Origin of the sequence: Citricoccus sp. I39-566 (assembly GCF_031432995.1) — a bacterium.
Taxonomy (GTDB): Bacteria; Actinomycetota; Actinomycetes; order Actinomycetales; family Micrococcaceae; genus Citricoccus; species Citricoccus nitrophenolicus_A.
Genome location: NZ_CP133842.1, coordinates 1,468,340 through 1,485,124 on the forward strand (window position 1 = coordinate 1,468,340; position 16,785 = coordinate 1,485,124).

Annotated in this window: 14 protein-coding genes; 9 read left to right on the forward strand and 5 right to left on the reverse strand. The window is 71.0% G+C overall.

From position 1 onward, the window contains the following. Window positions 1–182 precede the first annotated feature (182 nt). Genes RE421_RS06815 through RE421_RS06825 form a run of 3 tightly spaced genes read right to left on the reverse strand, consistent with a single transcriptional unit; the run spans window position 183 to window position 3,543 of the window. Window positions 183–1,685, reverse strand: coding sequence for a catalase (locus RE421_RS06815; protein ID WP_309816320.1), 1,503 nt, complete (start codon window positions 1,683–1,685; stop codon window positions 183–185). Between the two features lie 51 nt (window positions 1,686–1,736). Next, a complete protein-coding gene (locus tag RE421_RS06820) occupies window positions 1,737–2,228 on the reverse strand; it encodes a Fur family transcriptional regulator (RefSeq protein WP_309816324.1) in 492 nt (163 codons plus the stop codon). A gap of 40 nt (window positions 2,229–2,268) precedes the next feature. Further along, window positions 2,269–3,543, reverse strand: a complete 1,275-nt coding sequence (locus RE421_RS06825) for an NAD(P)-binding domain-containing protein (protein ID WP_309816327.1) — start codon at window positions 3,541–3,543, stop codon at window positions 2,269–2,271. Between the two features lie 211 nt (window positions 3,544–3,754). Between RE421_RS06825 and glyA the strand changes: the two genes are divergently transcribed. The 4 genes from glyA (at window position 3,755) to RE421_RS06845 (ending at window position 8,919) form a co-directional block, all read left to right on the forward strand. Continuing rightward, window positions 3,755–5,068, forward strand: coding sequence for a serine hydroxymethyltransferase (gene glyA, locus RE421_RS06830; protein WP_309816329.1), 1,314 nt, complete (start codon window positions 3,755–3,757; stop codon window positions 5,066–5,068). A gap of 72 nt (window positions 5,069–5,140) precedes the next feature. Next, window positions 5,141–6,028, forward strand: a complete 888-nt coding sequence (locus tag RE421_RS06835; RefSeq protein ID WP_309816331.1) for a bifunctional methylenetetrahydrofolate dehydrogenase/methenyltetrahydrofolate cyclohydrolase — start codon at window positions 5,141–5,143, stop codon at window positions 6,026–6,028. A gap of 82 nt (window positions 6,029–6,110) precedes the next feature. Then, window positions 6,111–7,076 (forward strand): ABC transporter ATP-binding protein, encoded by a 966-nt coding sequence (locus RE421_RS06840; protein WP_309816334.1) that lies wholly within the window; start codon window positions 6,111–6,113, stop codon window positions 7,074–7,076. Continuing rightward, the gene (locus RE421_RS06845) at window positions 7,069–8,919 is read left to right on the forward strand and encodes an ABC transporter permease (RefSeq protein WP_309816337.1); all 1,851 of its coding nucleotides are present in this window, start codon (window positions 7,069–7,071) and stop codon (window positions 8,917–8,919) included. The genes RE421_RS06840 and RE421_RS06845 overlap by 8 nt, the downstream gene beginning before the upstream one ends. 24 nt (window positions 8,920–8,943) lie before the next feature. Here the strand turns inward: RE421_RS06845 and RE421_RS06850 are convergent, their stop codons facing one another. Continuing rightward, window positions 8,944–10,458, reverse strand: coding sequence for an MFS transporter (locus RE421_RS06850; RefSeq protein ID WP_309816340.1), 1,515 nt, complete (start codon window positions 10,456–10,458; stop codon window positions 8,944–8,946). Next, window positions 10,455–11,744, reverse strand: coding sequence for an MFS transporter (locus tag RE421_RS06855; protein ID WP_309816344.1), 1,290 nt, complete (start codon window positions 11,742–11,744; stop codon window positions 10,455–10,457). The genes RE421_RS06850 and RE421_RS06855 overlap by 4 nt, the downstream gene beginning before the upstream one ends. Window positions 11,745–11,821: 77 nt before the next feature. Between RE421_RS06855 and RE421_RS06860 the strand changes: the two genes are divergently transcribed. The 5 genes from RE421_RS06860 to RE421_RS06880 all read left to right on the forward strand — a co-directional run bounded on the left by RE421_RS06860 (window position 11,822) and on the right by RE421_RS06880 (window position 16,741). Beyond that, the gene (locus RE421_RS06860) at window positions 11,822–12,427 is read left to right on the forward strand and encodes a hypothetical protein (protein WP_309816347.1); all 606 of its coding nucleotides are present in this window, start codon (window positions 11,822–11,824) and stop codon (window positions 12,425–12,427) included. A gap of 99 nt (window positions 12,428–12,526) precedes the next feature. Continuing rightward, entirely contained in the window at window positions 12,527–13,375 is an 849-nt protein-coding gene (locus tag RE421_RS06865; protein WP_309817143.1) for an exodeoxyribonuclease III, read from the forward strand. A 10-nt stretch (window positions 13,376–13,385) separates the two neighbouring features. Then, window positions 13,386–14,465, forward strand: coding sequence for a tryptophan--tRNA ligase (gene trpS, locus RE421_RS06870; protein ID WP_309816350.1), 1,080 nt, complete (start codon window positions 13,386–13,388; stop codon window positions 14,463–14,465). A gap of 156 nt (window positions 14,466–14,621) precedes the next feature. Further along, window positions 14,622–15,461: an ABC transporter ATP-binding protein gene (locus RE421_RS06875; protein WP_309816353.1), complete on the forward strand. Its 840-nt coding sequence runs from the start codon at window positions 14,622–14,624 to the stop codon at window positions 15,459–15,461. Then, window positions 15,458–16,741 carry an ABC transporter permease gene (locus RE421_RS06880; protein ID WP_309816355.1) on the forward strand — a complete coding sequence of 428 codons (1,284 nt, stop codon included), beginning with the start codon at window positions 15,458–15,460 and terminating at the stop codon, window positions 16,739–16,741. The genes RE421_RS06875 and RE421_RS06880 overlap by 4 nt, the downstream gene beginning before the upstream one ends. Window positions 16,742–16,785: the final 44 nt, after the last annotated feature.

A 16,785-nucleotide genomic window follows, 5' to 3' on the forward strand; every position in this document is an offset into this window, starting at 1 on the left:
CGTGCCTGAGGCGGAGGGGGAGACGGCTGGCGTGGTGGCGGGAGTGCTTGGGCTCATAAGGACAGCATACCTATCGAGATAGTGAGTTGCATCACCTGATCTGAGGGCCCCGCTCCTGCTGATCGCAGGGGCGGGGCCCTCAGTCGTGACGGTCGCCTGCGGTGGGGCAGGCCTACCGGGTCCTACCGGTCGCGGTCGACGCCCATGCCCGGGACGGTCGTGTCATCCAGGTTGGCGCGCACGGCGTCCTCGATGCGCTGGCCCACGGTGGCGTCCACGTTCTTCCAGTACTGGAAGGCGTTGGAGAGGACCGGCTCCTGCACGCCGTCGAGGGCGCCGGCCACGGTCTGCACGAACTCGTCGCGCTGGGCGTCGGAGAACACCTCGCGGATGAGGGTGCCGGGCTGGCCGAAGTCGTCGTCCTCGGCGTGCAGGTCGTAGGAGCTGCGGACGAGCTCGCCGTCGGCCTCCCAGCCGTTGTCCACCGGCCCGGTCTGGTCCGACCAGGAGTCGCCGAAGGAGTTCGGGGCGTAGTAGCTGCGGGCACCGGTGTGCTCGTACCACATGTTGCCCTCGAAATTGTAGGTGTGCACCGGGTTGATCGGCTTGTTGACCGGCAGCTGCTGGAAGTTGGTGCCGATGCGGTAGCGCTGGGCGTCCGCGTAGGCGAAGTTGCGGCCCAGCAGCATCTTGTCCGGGGAGTTGCCGGTGCCCGGGACCATGTTGGCCGGGGAGAACGCCGACTGCTCGATCTCGGCGAAGAAGTTCTCCGGGTTGCGGTTCAGGGTCATGGTGCCGACCTTGATGCGCGGGTAGTCCTTCTTCGGCCAGACCTTGGTCAGGTCGAAGGGGTTGAAGCGGTAGGTCTTGGCGTCCTCGTACGGCATGACCTGGAGGTAGGCGTCCCAGGAGGGGTTCTCGCCGCGCTTGATGGCCTCGAAGAGGTCCTGGCGGTGGAGGTCCGCGTTGGCGCCGGCCTGCCGCTCGGCCTCCTCGTTCGTGAGGTAGTCCATGCCCTGGTTGGTCTGGAAGGACCACTTGACCCAGAAGCGCTCGCCGGCCTCGTTGACCAGGGAGTACGTGTGGGAGGAGTAGCCGTTCATGTGGCGCCAGGTCTTCGGCAGGCCGCGCTGGCCCATCACGTAGGTGACCTGGTGGGCGGACTCCGGGTTCTGGGTCCAGAAGTCCCACTGCATGGTGCCGTCCCGCAGGCCGGAGTCCGGCAGGCGCTTCTGGGAGCGGATGAAGTGCGGGAACTTCATGGGGTCGCGCACGAAGAACACCGGGGTGTTGTTGCCGACGAGGTCGAAGTTGCCCTCCTCGGTGTAGAACTTCAGGGCGAAGCCGCGCACGTCACGCCACGTGTCCGGGGAGCCGAGCTCGCCGGCCACGGTGGAGAAGCGGGCCAGCATCTCGGTCTTCTTGCCCGGCTGCAGGAAGTCGGCCTTGGTGTACCGGGAGATGTCCTCGGTGACCTCGAACGTGCCGTAGGCGCCGGAGCCCTTGGCGTGCGGACGGCGCTCGGGGACGTTCATCCGGTTGAAGTGCTGCAGGGTCTCCACCAGGTGGTGGTCGTGCAGGACGATGGGGCCGTTGTTGCCCACGGTCAGCGAGTTGCGGTCGCTGACGGCGGGGATGCCGGCCTGGGTGGTGGAACCGGTGCTGTGCGGCGTGGTCTCCGTCATCACGTTCTCCTTCAAGGGGTGGTTGGGTCGGTCGGGTGGTGGGGATACCGGTCAGCCCTGGCGGGCGTCCCGGGGGTCTGGGGTGAGGGCCTCGACGGCGGACGGTGCGGCGCAGTCCGCGCACAGGCCCTGGTAGACGACGTCGGCCACCTGGATGGTCATCCCGTGCGTCTCGGAGGGGTGCAGGCAGGGGGCGTGACCCACGGCGCAGGCCACGTCCTCGATCCGGCCGCAACCCGTGCAGACGGCGTGGTGGTGGTTGTCCGCCACGCGGGTCTCATAGCGGGCGGGGGAGTTGGCCAGGTCCAGCTGGCGCAGCAGCCCGGCGCCTGTCAGGGAGTGCAGCACCGTGTAGACGGACTGCACCGTGATCCCCGGCAGGGACTGCCGCACGTGCGCCAGGACCTCGTCCGCGGTGGCGTGCGGGGTCTCGTGCAGGGCGGCCAGGACGGCCAGCCGCTGCTTGGTGACCCGCAATCCCGCCGACCGCATGCGGGCGGCCCACGCCAACGGCGCGGTTCCGTGCGGGGTGCTCTGGGTCATGGCCCCAGTATGGCATATTCTGAGTAACTCATAAATGGGGTCACCGTGAGGTCGCCGCGGCGGCGGCCTCGACCGCAGCCCGCCGGCCGGCCCGGGTGGCGCCGATGGTGGACGCGGAGGCGCCGTAGCCCACCAGGAAGAGTCCCGGTCGCTTGGCCACGGACACCCCGTCCGGGAGCATCACCACGCCGCCGCCGCGCTCGCGGACGTGCAGCGGGGCCAGATGGTCCATGGACGCGCGGAACCCGGTGGCCCACAGGATGGTGTCCACCTCGGTCTCCCACGTGGTCAGTGGATCCTCCGTGGACACCACCGTGCAGGCCCGCCCCGTCAGGGCCGGGACCCGGTCCAGGCCACCGGCCGCCGCCGCGCCGGGTGCCAGCAGCGCGTCCGCGACCGGTCCCTGGGAGGGGACCGCGCCGCCGTCGGGCCCGGGTCCGTCCAGGACCACGCCGGTGGGCGTGATCCGGCGCAGCGGGCCGCGGCTGATCAGCACGCCGGAGGCGAGGCCGGAGAGGTACTGCTCGGTGACGGGCAGGCCGGTGGCCGCCACCACCGAGAGCGGGGGCAGGCCCATGGTGGTGCGGGCGGAGACGGAGGTCTCCACGTCCACGCCCCAGGAGGCGTCGAAGAAGCGGTCCGTCCAGTCCGGCGCGCGGCGGGTGCTCCACACGGTCCGGGCCCCGGCCTCGTGGAGCTGGAGCAGGAACTGCAGGGCGGAGGTCCCGCCGCCGACCACCAGGACCCGCTGCCCCGAGAAATCGGCGGCGGCGGTGAAGCCGCGGGTGTGCAGCTGGCGGCCGGTGAACTCGGCGATCCCCGGGTAGTAGGGGATGTACGGGCTGTCCCACGTGCCGGTGGCGTTGATGACGGTGCGGGCCCGCCAGGTGCGGCCGTCGGCGGCGGTGACCGTGAAGTACCCGGTCTCCCCGTGGTCGTCCGCCTCGCCCAGGTGGTGCTCCACGGATCCGACCTTCACCGGCCGGACCACCGGCAGGCCGAGCTCCCGCTCGTAGGACCCGTAGTACCGGGCGACCACGCGGCTGGCGGGCTCGGCCGGGTCCGGGGAGCCCAGCGGCATCCCGGGCAGGTCGTGGATGCCGTGGGCCGCGTCGAAGGTCAGCGCGTCCCAGCGGTGCCGCCAGGCGCCGCCGGGTCCGTCGTTGGCGTCCAGGACCATGAAGTCCTCGTGCGGGCGCAGCCGCTTGCGCAGCAGCTGACCGGCGGCGCTCAGCCCGGCCTGTCCGGCGCCGATCACCACGACGGCCAGGACGGGGGAGGAGGTCAGGGGCGGGACGGAATCAGCGGAGGTCACCACACGTGAAGCGTATCCGCACGGCGGGGCCCTGCCCCTCCGGCGCCGCGCTACGATGGGGCGCAGGCCGCGACTGGCGCAGGTGGACCACCACCGGGAAGCGGCGAACACGGACCGGGCCCCGCGGGGCGCCGGACCGTGCAGGCCTCCGGACCGCCCGCCTGGGTCCGGCGGCGGCCAACGAACGTGACTACGCCAGCAGGAGCCTTCCGTGACAGAGCCCACCCCGGTGCACACCGCAGCATCCGCCGCCCGCACCTCCCTGAACACCCAGCCGCTGTCCACCGTGGACCCGGAGATCGCCGAGGTCCTGGGCCTGGAACTGGGGCGTCAGCGGGACACCCTGGAGATGATCGCCTCCGAGAACTTCGTCCCGCGGGCCATCCTCCAGACCCAGGGCTCGGTGCTGACCAACAAGTACGCCGAGGGCTACCCCGGCCGCCGCTACTACGGCGGCTGCGAGCACGTGGACGTGGCGGAGAACCTGGCGATCGAGCGGGCCAGGTCCCTGTTCGGCGCCGAGCACGTGAACGTCCAGCCGCACGCCGGCGCACAGGCCAACGTGGCCCTGATGACCGCCCTGATGCAGCCCGGTGACACCCTCATGGGCCTGTCCCTGGCGCACGGCGGACACCTGACCCACGGCATGAAGCTCAACTTCTCCGGCAAGACCTACACGATCGCCGCCTACGAGGTGGATCCGGACACCTACCGGATCGACATGGACAAGGTGCGCGAGAAGGCGCTGGCGGAGAAGCCGGCCGTGATCGTGGCCGGCTGGTCCGCCTACCCGCGCCAGCTGGACTTCGAGGCCTTCCGCTCCATCGCGGACGAGGTCGGCGCCAAGCTGTGGGTGGACATGGCCCACTTCGCCGGCCTGGTGGCCGCAGGCCTGCACCCGAACCCGGTGCCGCACGCCGATGTGGTGACCTCCACGGCACACAAGACCCTGGCCGGGCCCCGCTCGGGCTTCATCCTCTCGAAGGGGGAGTACGCCAAGAAGATCGACTCCGCGGTGTTCCCCGGGCAGCAGGGCGGCCCGCTCATGCACGCGATCGCGGGCAAGGCCGTGGCCTTCAAGATCGCCGCCTCGCAGGAGTTCGCCGAGCGCCAGCGCCGGACGATCGAGGGGGCCCAGATCCTCGCCGAGCGACTGACCGCCGCCGACGTCACCGAGCACGGCGTCTCCGTGCTGACCGGCGGCACGGACGTGCACCTGATCCTGGTGGACCTGCGCCACGCCGAGCTGGACGGCCGTCAGGCCGAGGACCGGCTGCATGAGGTGGGCATCACCGTGAACCGCAACTCCGTGCCGTGGGACCCGCGTCCGCCGATGACCACGTCGGGGCTGCGCATCGGGACCCCGGCGCTGGCGACCCGCGGCTTCGGCGCGGAGGAGTTCACGGAGGTGGCGGACATCATCGCCCAGACCCTGAAGCCGGGGCCGGACGTGGACTTGCTCAAGGCCCGGGTGGACCGGCTGGCCGCGGACTTCCCCCTGTATGACGGCCTCGAGACCTGGTGACAGGAGTGGGCTCAATCACTATGGTGATAGGTATTCCATTTGGCCGACCCCACAAGGAAGCGTGACCCCGCCATGACCGCACAGAAGCTCGACGGCCGCTCCACCGCGGCCGCCCTCAAGAAGGACCTGGCCGGCCGCGTGGCGGCCCTCAAGGAGCAGGGGGTGGTCCCCGGGCTCGGCACCGTGCTGGTGGGGGAGGACCCCGGATCCCAGTCCTACGTGGCCGGCAAGCACCGGGACTGCGCCGAGGTGGGCATCACCTCCATCCGCCGGGACCTGCCGGACACCACCACGGAGGAGGAACTCCTCGAGGTGCTGGCGGAGCTCAACGCCCATGACGAGTGCACCGGGTACATCGTGCAGCTGCCGCTGCCGAAGCACATCGACACGGACCGGGTCCTGGAGGCCATCGACCCGGGCAAGGACGCGGACGGGCTGCATCCCATGAACCTGGGGCGGCTCGTGGCCTCGGTGGGCGGGGAGCTAAACTCGCCGCTGCCGTGCACCCCCAAGGGCTGCGTGGACCTGCTCAAGCACTACGGGATCGAGCTGGCCGGCAAGGTCGTGCTGGTGATCGGCCGCGGCGTGACCATCGGCCGCCCCGCCGGGCTCGTGCTGACCCGCCGGGACGTCAACGCCACCGTGGTGCTCGCCCACACCGGGACCAAGGACCTGAAGGCCGAGCTGGCCCGCGCCGACGTCATCATCGCCGCCGCCGGCGTGGCCCACATGGTCAAGCCCGAGGATGTCAAGGAGGGCGTGATCGTGCTGGACGTGGGCGTCTCCCGCGTGGAGGGTGAGGACGGCAAGGCCCGGATCACCGGGGACGTGGACCCGGCCGTGGCCGAGAAGGCCTCCTGGATGGCGCCCAACCCCGGCGGCGTGGGCCCGATGACCCGCGTGGAGCTGCTGGCCAACGTGGTGGAGGCCGCTGAGCGCGCCGTCGCCGCACGGACCTGATCCGGACCTGTTCCGGAGCTGATCCCCGCCGATTCCAGGCCGGGCCTTCCGGTGGCCCGGACGGCCCGGTAGGCTCCCGCTCGTGCCATCTGAAACACCTGTTGACCATCTCGGGGCCGGGCCGGTCATCGAGGCCCGCACGCTGACGAAGCGCTACGGCGCCGTCACGGCCGTGGACGGGATCGACTTCGCCGTGCGGCCGGGAGAGTCCTTCGGGCTGCTCGGCCCCAACGGGGCGGGCAAGTCCACCACCATGCGCATGATCGGCGGGGTCTCCCAGCGCACGGACGGCACGCTGACGATCATGGGGCTGGACCCGGAGCGCCACGGCCCCGAGGTCCGCGCCCACCTCGGGGTGGTCCCGCAGCAGGACAACCTGGACGAGGAGCTCACCGTCCGGGACAACCTCATCGTCTACGGCCGGTACTTTGGCCTGCCCTACTCCTACCTGCGGCCCAAGGCCGCCGAGCTGCTGGAGTTCGCCCAGCTCACCGAGAAGGCGGACGTGCGGGTGGACGACCTCTCCGGGGGGATGAAGCGCCGGCTGGTGATCGCCCGGGGACTCGTCAACGAGCCGCGGATCCTGCTGCTGGACGAGCCCACCACCGGGCTGGACCCCCAGGCCCGGCACATCCTGTGGGACCGGCTGTTCCGGCTCAAGGAGGCCGGCACCACGCTCGTGCTGACCACCCACTACATGGACGAGGCCGAGCAGCTGTGCGACCGGCTGATCGTGGTGGACCACGGCCGCATCATGGCCGAGGGCTCCCCGGCCGCCCTGATCCGGGAGCACTCCAGCCGGGAGGTCCTGGAGGTCCGGTTCGGCGCCGCCCGCAACGCCGAGGTGGCCGCGCGGCTTCAGCGCGAGCTGCCCCGCGTGGACCGGATCGAGTCCCTGCCGGACCGGGTGCTGGTCTACGCCCACGACGGCGAGTCCGCGCTGGAGGCGGTGACGGCCCTGGGACTGGAACCGGTCACCTCGCTCGTACGCCGGTCCTCGCTGGAGGACGTGTTCCTCACCCTGACCGGGCGGAGCCTCATTGACTGAGTCAGTTCCTGCGACGGAGTCATGGCCCGCGACGGAGTCCCCGCCCGCCCCGCTGGGCCCGGCCGCGTCGGCCGCCCGGGTCCGCCGCTTCGGCGCGTGGTACTACGCCGAGCACTACCTGAAGACCATGCGCAGCTACGGCGGGGTCATCCTCGTCTCCGCCATCGGGGAGCCGCTGGTCTACCTGCTGGCCATGGGCATGGGGCTGGCGAGCCTGATCAGCGGCGATGCCTCCTTCGGCGCCGGGCCGGGCGTCGACGGGGACGGCGGCGTCGGATACCTGGCGTTCATCGCCCCGGCCCTGCTGGCCGCCGGCACCCTCATGGCGGCCGCCACGGAGTTCACCTATCCCGTGATGGACGGGTTCAGGTGGCACCGGCTCTACTTCGGACCGCAGGCCAGCCCGATCGCGCCGCACCAGATCGCCGCCGGCCACGTCACCGCCGTGCTGCTGCGATACCTGGTGCAGTCCACCCTGTTCTTCCTCATCATGCTCGCCTTCGGGGCGGTCTCCAGCCCCTGGGGATGGCTGCAGGTGCTCTCCGCCTGCCTCGGCGGCCTGGCCGTGGGGCTGCCGCTCATGGCCTACGCCGCCTCCCTGCGGCGGGACGCCGGCCAGTTCTCCCTGGTGCAGCGCTTCGTCATCATGCCGCTGTTCCTGTTCTCCGCCACCTTCTACCCGCTGGAGGCCCTGCCGCTCGCCCTGCGGTGGATCGGCTGGATCTCCCCGCAGTGGCACGCCGCCCAGCTCGGCAGGATCGCGTCCTACGGGATGGAGAACCCCGGTTGGCTCACCGCCGTGCACGTGGGGTACCTGCTGGGCCTCGCCGCACTCGGCTGGGTCCTCGTCCGGCGGATCTACACCCGCCGGCTGGGCTGGGAACCCGGGTCGGCCGACCGGGACGCGGTGGTGCGCCGGGTGCGGACACCTGCCACGGCACGACGCCGGCCCGTCCCCGCCGCGACCACCGCACCCGGCGCGGTGGGCGCCGGAAGCCGGCCGGCCGACGTCGTGCCCCCGGTGCCGATACCCCCGATGCCGCAGCCGACCGTGCGGACCGGACCGGGGGCCGGGATGTACGCGGGGCGCGTCCGGGTGGTGGTGGAACGCGGGCTGCGGGCCCTGAAGACCTCGAACTGGGCGATCTTCGTCTCCGGGTTCGTGGAGCCGGTGCTCTACCTGCTGAGCCTGGGGATCGGGCTGGGCGCGCTCGTGGGGGAGGTCGAGGGCCCGGCGGGGCCGGTGAGCTACGGGGAGTACATCGCCCCGGCGCTGCTGGCCGTGTCCGCCATGAACGGCGCCATCTACGACTCCACCTGGAACGTGTTCTTCAAGATGCGGATGTCCAGGCTCTACGAGACCATGCTCAACACCTCGCTGGGGCCGGTGGACATCGCGCTCGGGGAGATCACCCTGGCCCTGATGCGCGGCGGGCTGTACTCCGTGGCGTTCCTGGTGGTGATGTCCGCGCTGGGACTCGTGACGAGCTGGTGGGCCCTGCTGCTGGTGCCCGCCGCCCTGCTGATCGCCTTCGCCTTCGCCTCCGTGGGGATGGCCGTGACCAGCTACATGACGAAGTTCCAGCAGATGGACTGGATCATGGTGGTGCTGATGCCGATGTTCCTGTTCTCCGCCACGTTCTTCCCGCTGTCCGTGTACCCCGAGCACATCCAGTGGCTCATCCAGGCGCTGCCGCTGTGGCACGGCGTGGAGCTGCTGCGCCAGCTGGGGGCGGGCGTCTTCACCGTGTGGACGGGCGTGCACGTGCTGTACTTCGCGGTGATGATCTGCGGCGGGCTGGTCTTCACCTCCCTCCGGCTCAAGGCGCTGTTCCTGCGTTAGTCCTGCCAGTCCTGCGCTACTGTCTCAGTCCTCGAGGACCAGGGTGCCGCCGCGGTACCGGCGGACGTAGTCGAGCACGCCGGCCAGCAGGGTGACCGCCAGCAGCCCGATCACCACCAGTAGGGCCGCATCGGCCGCCTGACCGTAGGCCACGGCCACCGGGGACCCGGCGGACGCCGCGGCGCCGGAGTGGTCACCGCCGGCACCGGAGGCGGCCAGGGAGGCGTAGAACGACCCGGTCACCGCGGCCAGGCCGATGGCCGTCATCACGCGCTGGGCCGTCTGGGACACGCCGCCGGCGGCCCCGGCCGCGTGCAGCGGGACCTCGTGCATGGTCAGCACCTGCGTGCTGGTCATCAGCAGGGCCTGGGCGGGGCCGAAGGGGAACAGGCACACGGCCAGCGTCCAGTACGGCCAGGACCCGGTGGCGATCTGGTGGAAGGCGACCATGCCCAGGACCACCGCGGCGATGGCCAGCAGGGCGCCGAGCATGACGAACAGCGGACCGCGCCGGTGAACGTGGTTGCCGATCCACGGGGACAGCACCATCACGGCCACGGCCGTGGGCAGCGAGGTGAGGCCGGCCGCCAGCGCGGACAGGCCCAGGCCCTGCTGGGTGACGATCGCCTGGACGGCCCACAGCCCGGGCATGGCCCCGAGCAGGAACGCGGTGGCCACCGTGCTGTAACTGAACGAGGGGATCCGGAACAGGGACGGGTCCACCATGGGGGCGCGCCCGGTCTGCGGCATGCGCACCCTCATCCGCGCCTCCCACAGCCACCAGAGCACCAGCAGGACCACCGCCGGCACCAGCAGCAGCCAGGTGCCGGGGAGGATGAACGGGATCATCAGGCCGACCACGGCGGCGGCCAGCAGGACGGCGCCCACAGGATCCAGGTCGGCCAGGGAACGCCGGTCCCCGGAGGCGCGGTCCCGCTGCGGGGGATGGAGCCAGAGGGCGGTCAGGACGGCACCGAGGATGCCGAAGGGCACGTTGACCAGGAACGTGGTGCGCCAGCCCCACTCCGGACCCAGGGCGCCGATGATCACCCCGCCCAGGGTCGGGCCGATCGCCACGCCCAGGCCCACCACGGTGCCGAACAGCCCGTAGGCGCGGCCCCGGGCCCGGCCGTGGAAGACGTTCTGGATGATGCCGATGATCTGCGGGTTGAGCACCCCGGAGCCCAGGCCGGTGAGCACCCGGGCCAGGTTGAGCATCAGGGGGTCCACGGCCAGCCCCGAGGCCAGCGAGCCGGCCGTGAACAGCAGGATCCCGGCGATGAAGAGCGGCTTGCGGCCCCACAGGTCCCCGGCGCGGCCGGCGGCCACGAGGACCACGCCGAAGGCCAGGGCGTAGCCGGCCAGGACCCACTGGAGGTCCGCCGAGGAGGCGTGCAGCCCCGTCTCGATGGCCGGCAGGGCCACGTTGACCACGCTGACGCTCATGAGGGACATGAACAGCGGAACGAGCAGGACCACCAGGATCCGGTTGCCGCCGGCCGGCTGTCCGCCCGTGGACCGCGGCGCCTGTTCCGTCACGACCGCACCTCCGCGTGGAGGGCCCGCCCCTGGGCCAGCCAGTAGACGGGGACCAGGACGAGGATGAATCCTGCCAGCACCCAGAACATCCCGGCGGTGCCCCACCACTGGACGAAGGCCCCGGCGAGCAGCGGGCCGAGGCCCATGCCGACGTCGATCCCCAGGAAGTAGGTGGAGGCCCCCATCCCCGCCTTCTGGCGGGGTACCCGGGTGACGCAGATGACCTGGCCGGCCGAGAGCAGCTGGCCGTAGCCGAGGCCCACGAGCACCGCGGCCACCAGCAGCACCCAGACCTGGTCCGCCGCGGCGATGGCGGCGAGTCCGGCGGCGAAGAGGAGGAAGGCCGGCAGCATGACCACGTTCGCGCCCCGCCGGTCCATCAACCGGCCCGTGAAGAGGCGGGAGACCAGCACGGTGGCTGCGTAGACCGCGAAGAACAGGCTCGCGACGGCCCCGAAGCCACGCTCGGCGGCCAGGGTGGCCAGGAAGGCGACGACCCCGGCGTACCCCAGCGAGTACAGGGCCGCCACGGCAGCCGTGGCGGCGGCCCCCGGCTCCACGAAGCGCGCCCAGCCCGGACGCGGGGCATCCTCGGGCACGGGGGTGGGCTCGGTGGTGGGCGCGGTGACGGCCGCTGTGGCGGACGCGGCGGGTGCCGCCGGGTGGGGGCGGACGTCCATGAACCAGGCGGTGACCAGTCCGGCCAGGGACACGGCGGAGGCGATCACGGCCACGGGACCGAACCCCCCGCCCACGCCGGCGCCGGCCGAGCCGGCCAGGGCCAGCCCGATCATCGGCCCGGCGGCCACGCCGATCAGCGTGGAGGAGGAGTAGTGGCTGGTGCCCTCGGACAGGCGGGAGGCCGGGAGCCGGTTCACGGCGGCCCCGGCGATCACCGAGGAGGACACCCCGAACGCCAGGCCGTGCACGGCGCGCACACCCAGCAGTGCCCACACGGACCCGGAGGCCCAGTAGAGCAGCGGCGCCGCCACGAACGCGGCGAAGCCGATCAGCAGCAGGGGCCGGGAGCCGAACCGCTCGATCAAGGGCCCGGCCAGCACGCGGGAGACCAGGGTGCCCAGGATGAACACCGCGGCCACCGCGCCGCCCACCGCATCGCCGACCGCGAACCGAGCCACGGTGTACCCCGCCACGGTGGACAGCAGGAAGTGCACGTTGAAGAACATCATGATGTTGGCCAGGCAGGCCAGCACGAAGCCCCGCGACCACAGCGCCGGCCGCGCGTCGGGACGCGCCGGGACCGGGTGACGGGAGGGAACGGGCATGTCCACCAGACTAAGCCGGTGGCGATCAGGAGCGCCGCAGGTCACCGCGGGCCGTCATATGCGGGATAATCGAGCGCATGCAGTCAGTGGAGAGTGGAAGCAACCGCAACGCCGGCCAGGCCGGGTCCGGCCCCCGCGGCCTGGGCTGGGCCTCGAGGGGCAGCGGCATCACGTTCGCCGTCATGGTGCTCATCCTGCTGGTGGCCCTGCTGTTCGCGGCCAACCAGAACGACGTGATCGGCTGGCTGCTGGTGGCCATCTCCGCCGGCTGGCTCGTGCTGGCCGTCCTGGTGGTCCTCGGCGTGCGCCGCGGCGCACGGAGCGTGGACCGCCAGATGAAGAACTTCTCGGCCACCCTGGCGCCGCGGGTCCAGGACCAGGGCACGACGCCGGCCCCGGCACCCGGCCCGTCCGCCTCGCCCGCCGCGGCGGACCCGATGCGTGACACCAAGCTGGACCACTCGTTCAAGATCGTCCAGGTGCAGGCCCGCGTGGTCACCGAGGAACTGGACAAGGGTTCCGCCGCGGACACGGACATGGTCACCCGCGCCCTGGAGACCATCCACATCACCTCCTCGAACGCGCGGGACATGCTCCAGGGCTCCGAGGGCACCAAGAGGTCCACGGGCTCCACGGGATCCGCGGGCTCCGACGGCCCGATCAGCGGTGAGGTCATCAACTGAGGCCTCCGGCCGGCCCGGCCGGCACTCCATCGGGCTAGGCTGGAACGCGTGACTTCCGCAGACTCCGCACCCCAGCAGCCCGAGACCCAGCCGGCCCCCGTGGTCCACACCAACGCCCACGCCCCCAAGGCGGCCGGCGCCCTGCGCCTGGCGACCGTCAACGTCAACGGTCTCCGCGCGGCCCACCGCAAGGGCATGGGCACCTGGTTCGCCGGCCGCGGCGTCGACGTCCTGACCCTGCAGGAGGTCCGGGCGCCGAAGGAGATCGTGGAGGACCTGCTGGAGGACATCACGGGTCAGGACTGGCACGTGGTGGAGACCGCGGCCGCGGCCAAGGGCCGGGCCGGCGTCGCCATCGCCACCCTGCTGGAGCCCCAGTCCACCCGCGTGGGCATCGGGGACCCGTACTTCGACGACTCGGGCCGCTGGATCGAGACCGACCTGACCGCCCCGGACGGCAAGACCCTCACCGTGGTGTCCGCCTACGTCCATTCCGGGGTGGTGGACACCCCCAAGCAGGTGGACAAGTACCGGTTCCTGGACGAGATGATCCGGTACCTGCCCGAGCTGCGGGCCACGCGGGACTATGCGGTGGTGACCGGTGACCTCAACGTGGGCCACACCAAGCTGGACATCAAGAATTGGCGGGGCAACACCAAGAAGGCCGGCTTCCTGCCCGAGGAGCGCGCCTACTTCGACCGCTTCTTCGGCGAGGAGATCGGCTACGTGGACGTGCACCGCCGACTCGCCGGGGAGGTGGACGGGCCCTACACCTGGTGGTCCCAGCGGGGGCAGGCCTTCGACAACGACACGGGCTGGCGCATCGACTACCAGGCCGCCACCCCGGAGCTGGCCGCCAAGGCCACGTCCGCCGTGGTGGACCGCGCCCCGAGCTACGACACCCGCTTCTCCGACCACGCCCCGCTCGTGGTGGACTACCAGTTCTGAGGACCGCCCGATGACCGCAATCCCCACCCCGGCCGATGTCCTGGCCCAGGACACCGCCGCCACCGCCCACCTGGCCGGGGCCGGCACCCGCCACCGCGTGCTCTCCGGCATGCAGCCCTCCGCGGACTCGCTGCACCTGGGCAACTACCTGGGCGCCCTGGTGAACTGGGTGCAGGTCCAGCAGGACTTCGACGCCTACTTCTTCATCCCGGACCTGCACGCGATCACCACCCCGCAGGACCCGGAGGCCGTGCGCCTGCGCACGCGCAACACGGCGGCCCAGTACATCGCCGGTGGCATCGACCCGGAGCGCTCCACCCTGTTCGTCCAGTCCCAGGTTCCCGAGCACGCCCAACTGGCCTGGATCCTGATGTGCATGACCGGGATGGGCGAGGCCCAACGCATGACGCAATTCAAGGACAAGGCGGCCCGACAGGGAGCGGAGGCGGCCGGCGTCGGGCTGTTGGCCTATCCCATGCTGATGGCCGCGGACATCCTGCTGTACCAGCCGCACGGCGTCCCGGTGGGCGATGACCAGCGCCAGCACGTGGAGCTGACCCGGGACCTGGCCCAGCGGTTCAACACCCGGCACGGGGAGACCTTCGTGGTGCCGACCGGCTTCTACCCGGAGAACGGCGCGCGGATCTATGACCTGCAGAACCCCACGGCGAAGATGTCCAAGTCGGCCGAGTCGCCGAACGGGCTGATCAACATCCTCGACGAGCCCAAGGTCACCGCCAAGCGCATCAAGTCCGCCGTGACCGACGACGGCACCGAGGTCCGCTTCGACCGCGCGGCCAAGCCCGGGGTCTCCAACCTGCTCTCGATCTTCGCCGCGTTCACCGGCCGGACCATCCTGGAGCTGGAGGAGGCCTACGCCGGCAAGATGTACGGACACCTCAAGGTGGACCTGGCCGAGACCGTGGTCGAGCGGCTGACGCCGATCCGCAGCCGCGCCCTGGAGCTGCTGGACGATCCGGCCGAGCTGGACCGGATCCTCGAACGTGGGGCCGCGAAGGCCCGCGAGGTGGCCGTCCCGGTCCTGGCCGAGGTGTACTCCAGGGTGGGGTTCCTGCCGCCGAGCCGCTGACCGGCGGATCACCGGGCCGCTGGACGGTGTCATGGACACCCATGACACCTGTCATCTGTCCGCCGGAGCGCCCGTTTCGACGCTGTTGAGGCCCAGACGACCTGACATACTGACAGGGAACCCCACCCCGCCGAGAGTCACTAGGAAAGGTCCCGCATGTCAGCACCCGTTCTCGAGACGGAGAACCTGGTCAAGGTCTATGGGCGCGGCGAATCCCGCTTCGACGCCCTCAAGGGCCTGACCTTTGAGATCGAGCAGGGCGAGTCGGTGGCGATCGTCGGCAAGTCGGGCTCGGGCAAGTCCACCCTGATGCACCTGCTGGCGCTGCTGGACGACCCGACGTCCGGGGTGGTCGCCATGCAGGGGCGCCCCGTCAGCCAGCTGAAGGCCTCTCAGGTCTCGGCCCTGCGCAACGAGACCTTCGGGTTCGTGTTCCAGCAGTTCTTCCTCAACGCCAACCAGACCGTGCTGGAGAACGTGATCCTCCCGCTGAAGATCGCCGGCGTCCCCGCCGCGGAGCGCAAGCGCCGCGGCCTGGAGATGCTGGAGCAGCTGGAGATGGCGGACAAGGCCAAGAACAAGGCCACGGACCTCTCCGGCGGCCAGAAGCAGCGTGCCTGCATCGCCCGCGCCCTCGTCAACTCCCCGTCCGTGCTCTTCGCCGATGAGCCCACCGGCAACCTGGACACGGCGACCAGCGAGGTCGTGGAGGACATCCTCTTCGGACTGCACCGCGAGCGGGGGATCACCCTGGTGGTCGTCACGCACGACGACGACCTGGCCGCACGCTGCGACCGCCGCCTACTGATGCAGGACGGCCTGATCGTCGCCGACGAACGGGGCGAGACCGCCAAGGCCGCCGGGGCCGGCGTCGGGCAGGCCTCCCGCGAGGGATCACGCCAGGTGGGCGGGCACGGCAAGCACGCCGCCCCCACGCCGGTTGATGCTCGCGCAGCCGATGCGGGCGCCGAGGCAGCCGGGGAGGGGAACGCATGAGAAGCGTCGACGTCGTCAAGACCGCACTGGGCAACACGATGCGGTCCAAGACCAGGACCTTCCTGACGGTCATCGCCATCGTCATCGGCGCCTTCACCCTGACCCTGACCTCGGGGCTGGGCGCCGGCATCAACAAGTACGTGGACTCCATGGTCTCCGGCTTCGGCGAGACCGACCAGATCTACGTGATGCCCGGGGCCGACCCCTCGCAGCAGATGAGCACGAGCACCGAGCCGCAGGAGTACGACCCTCAGGAGGCCGGCTCCACCGGTGAGTTCGGCATGCAGATGCTCACCGACGACGACATCGAGACCATCGAGGGCATCGACTCGGTCTCGGACGTCGAGCCCATCGTGTTCGTCACCGCCGACTACCTGGAAACAGAGGCGGGGGACCAGTTCGTGGTGAACAGCCTGGGCTTCCCCTCGGACGGGGAGAGCATGGAACTGGCCGCCGGCGAGCTGCCGGACCCCGAGGCCAGTGAGATCACCGTGCCGGAGACCTGGCTGCCGGCCTTCGACACCGAGGACCCGAACGCGGTGCTCGGCCAGACCGTGACCATCGGGCTGAAGGACCTGGCCCAGCAGGAGCAGACGATCGACGCGGAGGTCGTGGGCGTCTCCGAGCAGGCGATCTCCGGCGTGGGGGGAAGCCCCATGCCGTCCAGCTCCCTGAACCAGGAGCTGAACGACATGCAGAACTCCGGCCTGGAGGTGGACCAGCCGCAGACCTACGTGCAGGCCGTGGCCACCGTGGACAACCTCGCGGAGAACGAGACGGCGGTCAAGCAGGCCCTGAGCGACGAGGGCCTGATGGGCCTGACCCTGGAGGACCAGCTCGGGGTGATCACGGGGATCATCGACACGGTGACCTGGGTGCTCAACGGCTTCGCGCTGATCGCGCTGCTGGCCGCCAGCTTCGGCATCGTCAACACGCTGCTGATGTCCGTCCAGGAGCGGACCCGGGAGATCGGCCTGATGAAGGCCCTCGGGATGGGCCGGGGCAAGGTCTTCGGCCTGTTCTCCACGGAGGCTGTGCTGCTCGGCGTCATGGGCTCCGTGATCGGCGTGGGCCTCGGTGTGGCGATCGGCGTGGGTGGCAACGCCGCCCTGGTCAACGGCCCGCTCAGCGGCGTGGCCGGGCTGAGCCTGTTCGCCGTGGACCCCTTGTCCATCGTGCTGATCGTGGCGCTGATCCTCGTGATCGCGTTCCTGGCCGGCACCATGCCGGCCGCCCGCGCCGCCCAGAAGGACCCGATCGAGGCCCTGCGGTACGAATAGTCCGAGTGAACCGACCACCACCACACGTTTCACCATTAAGAGAG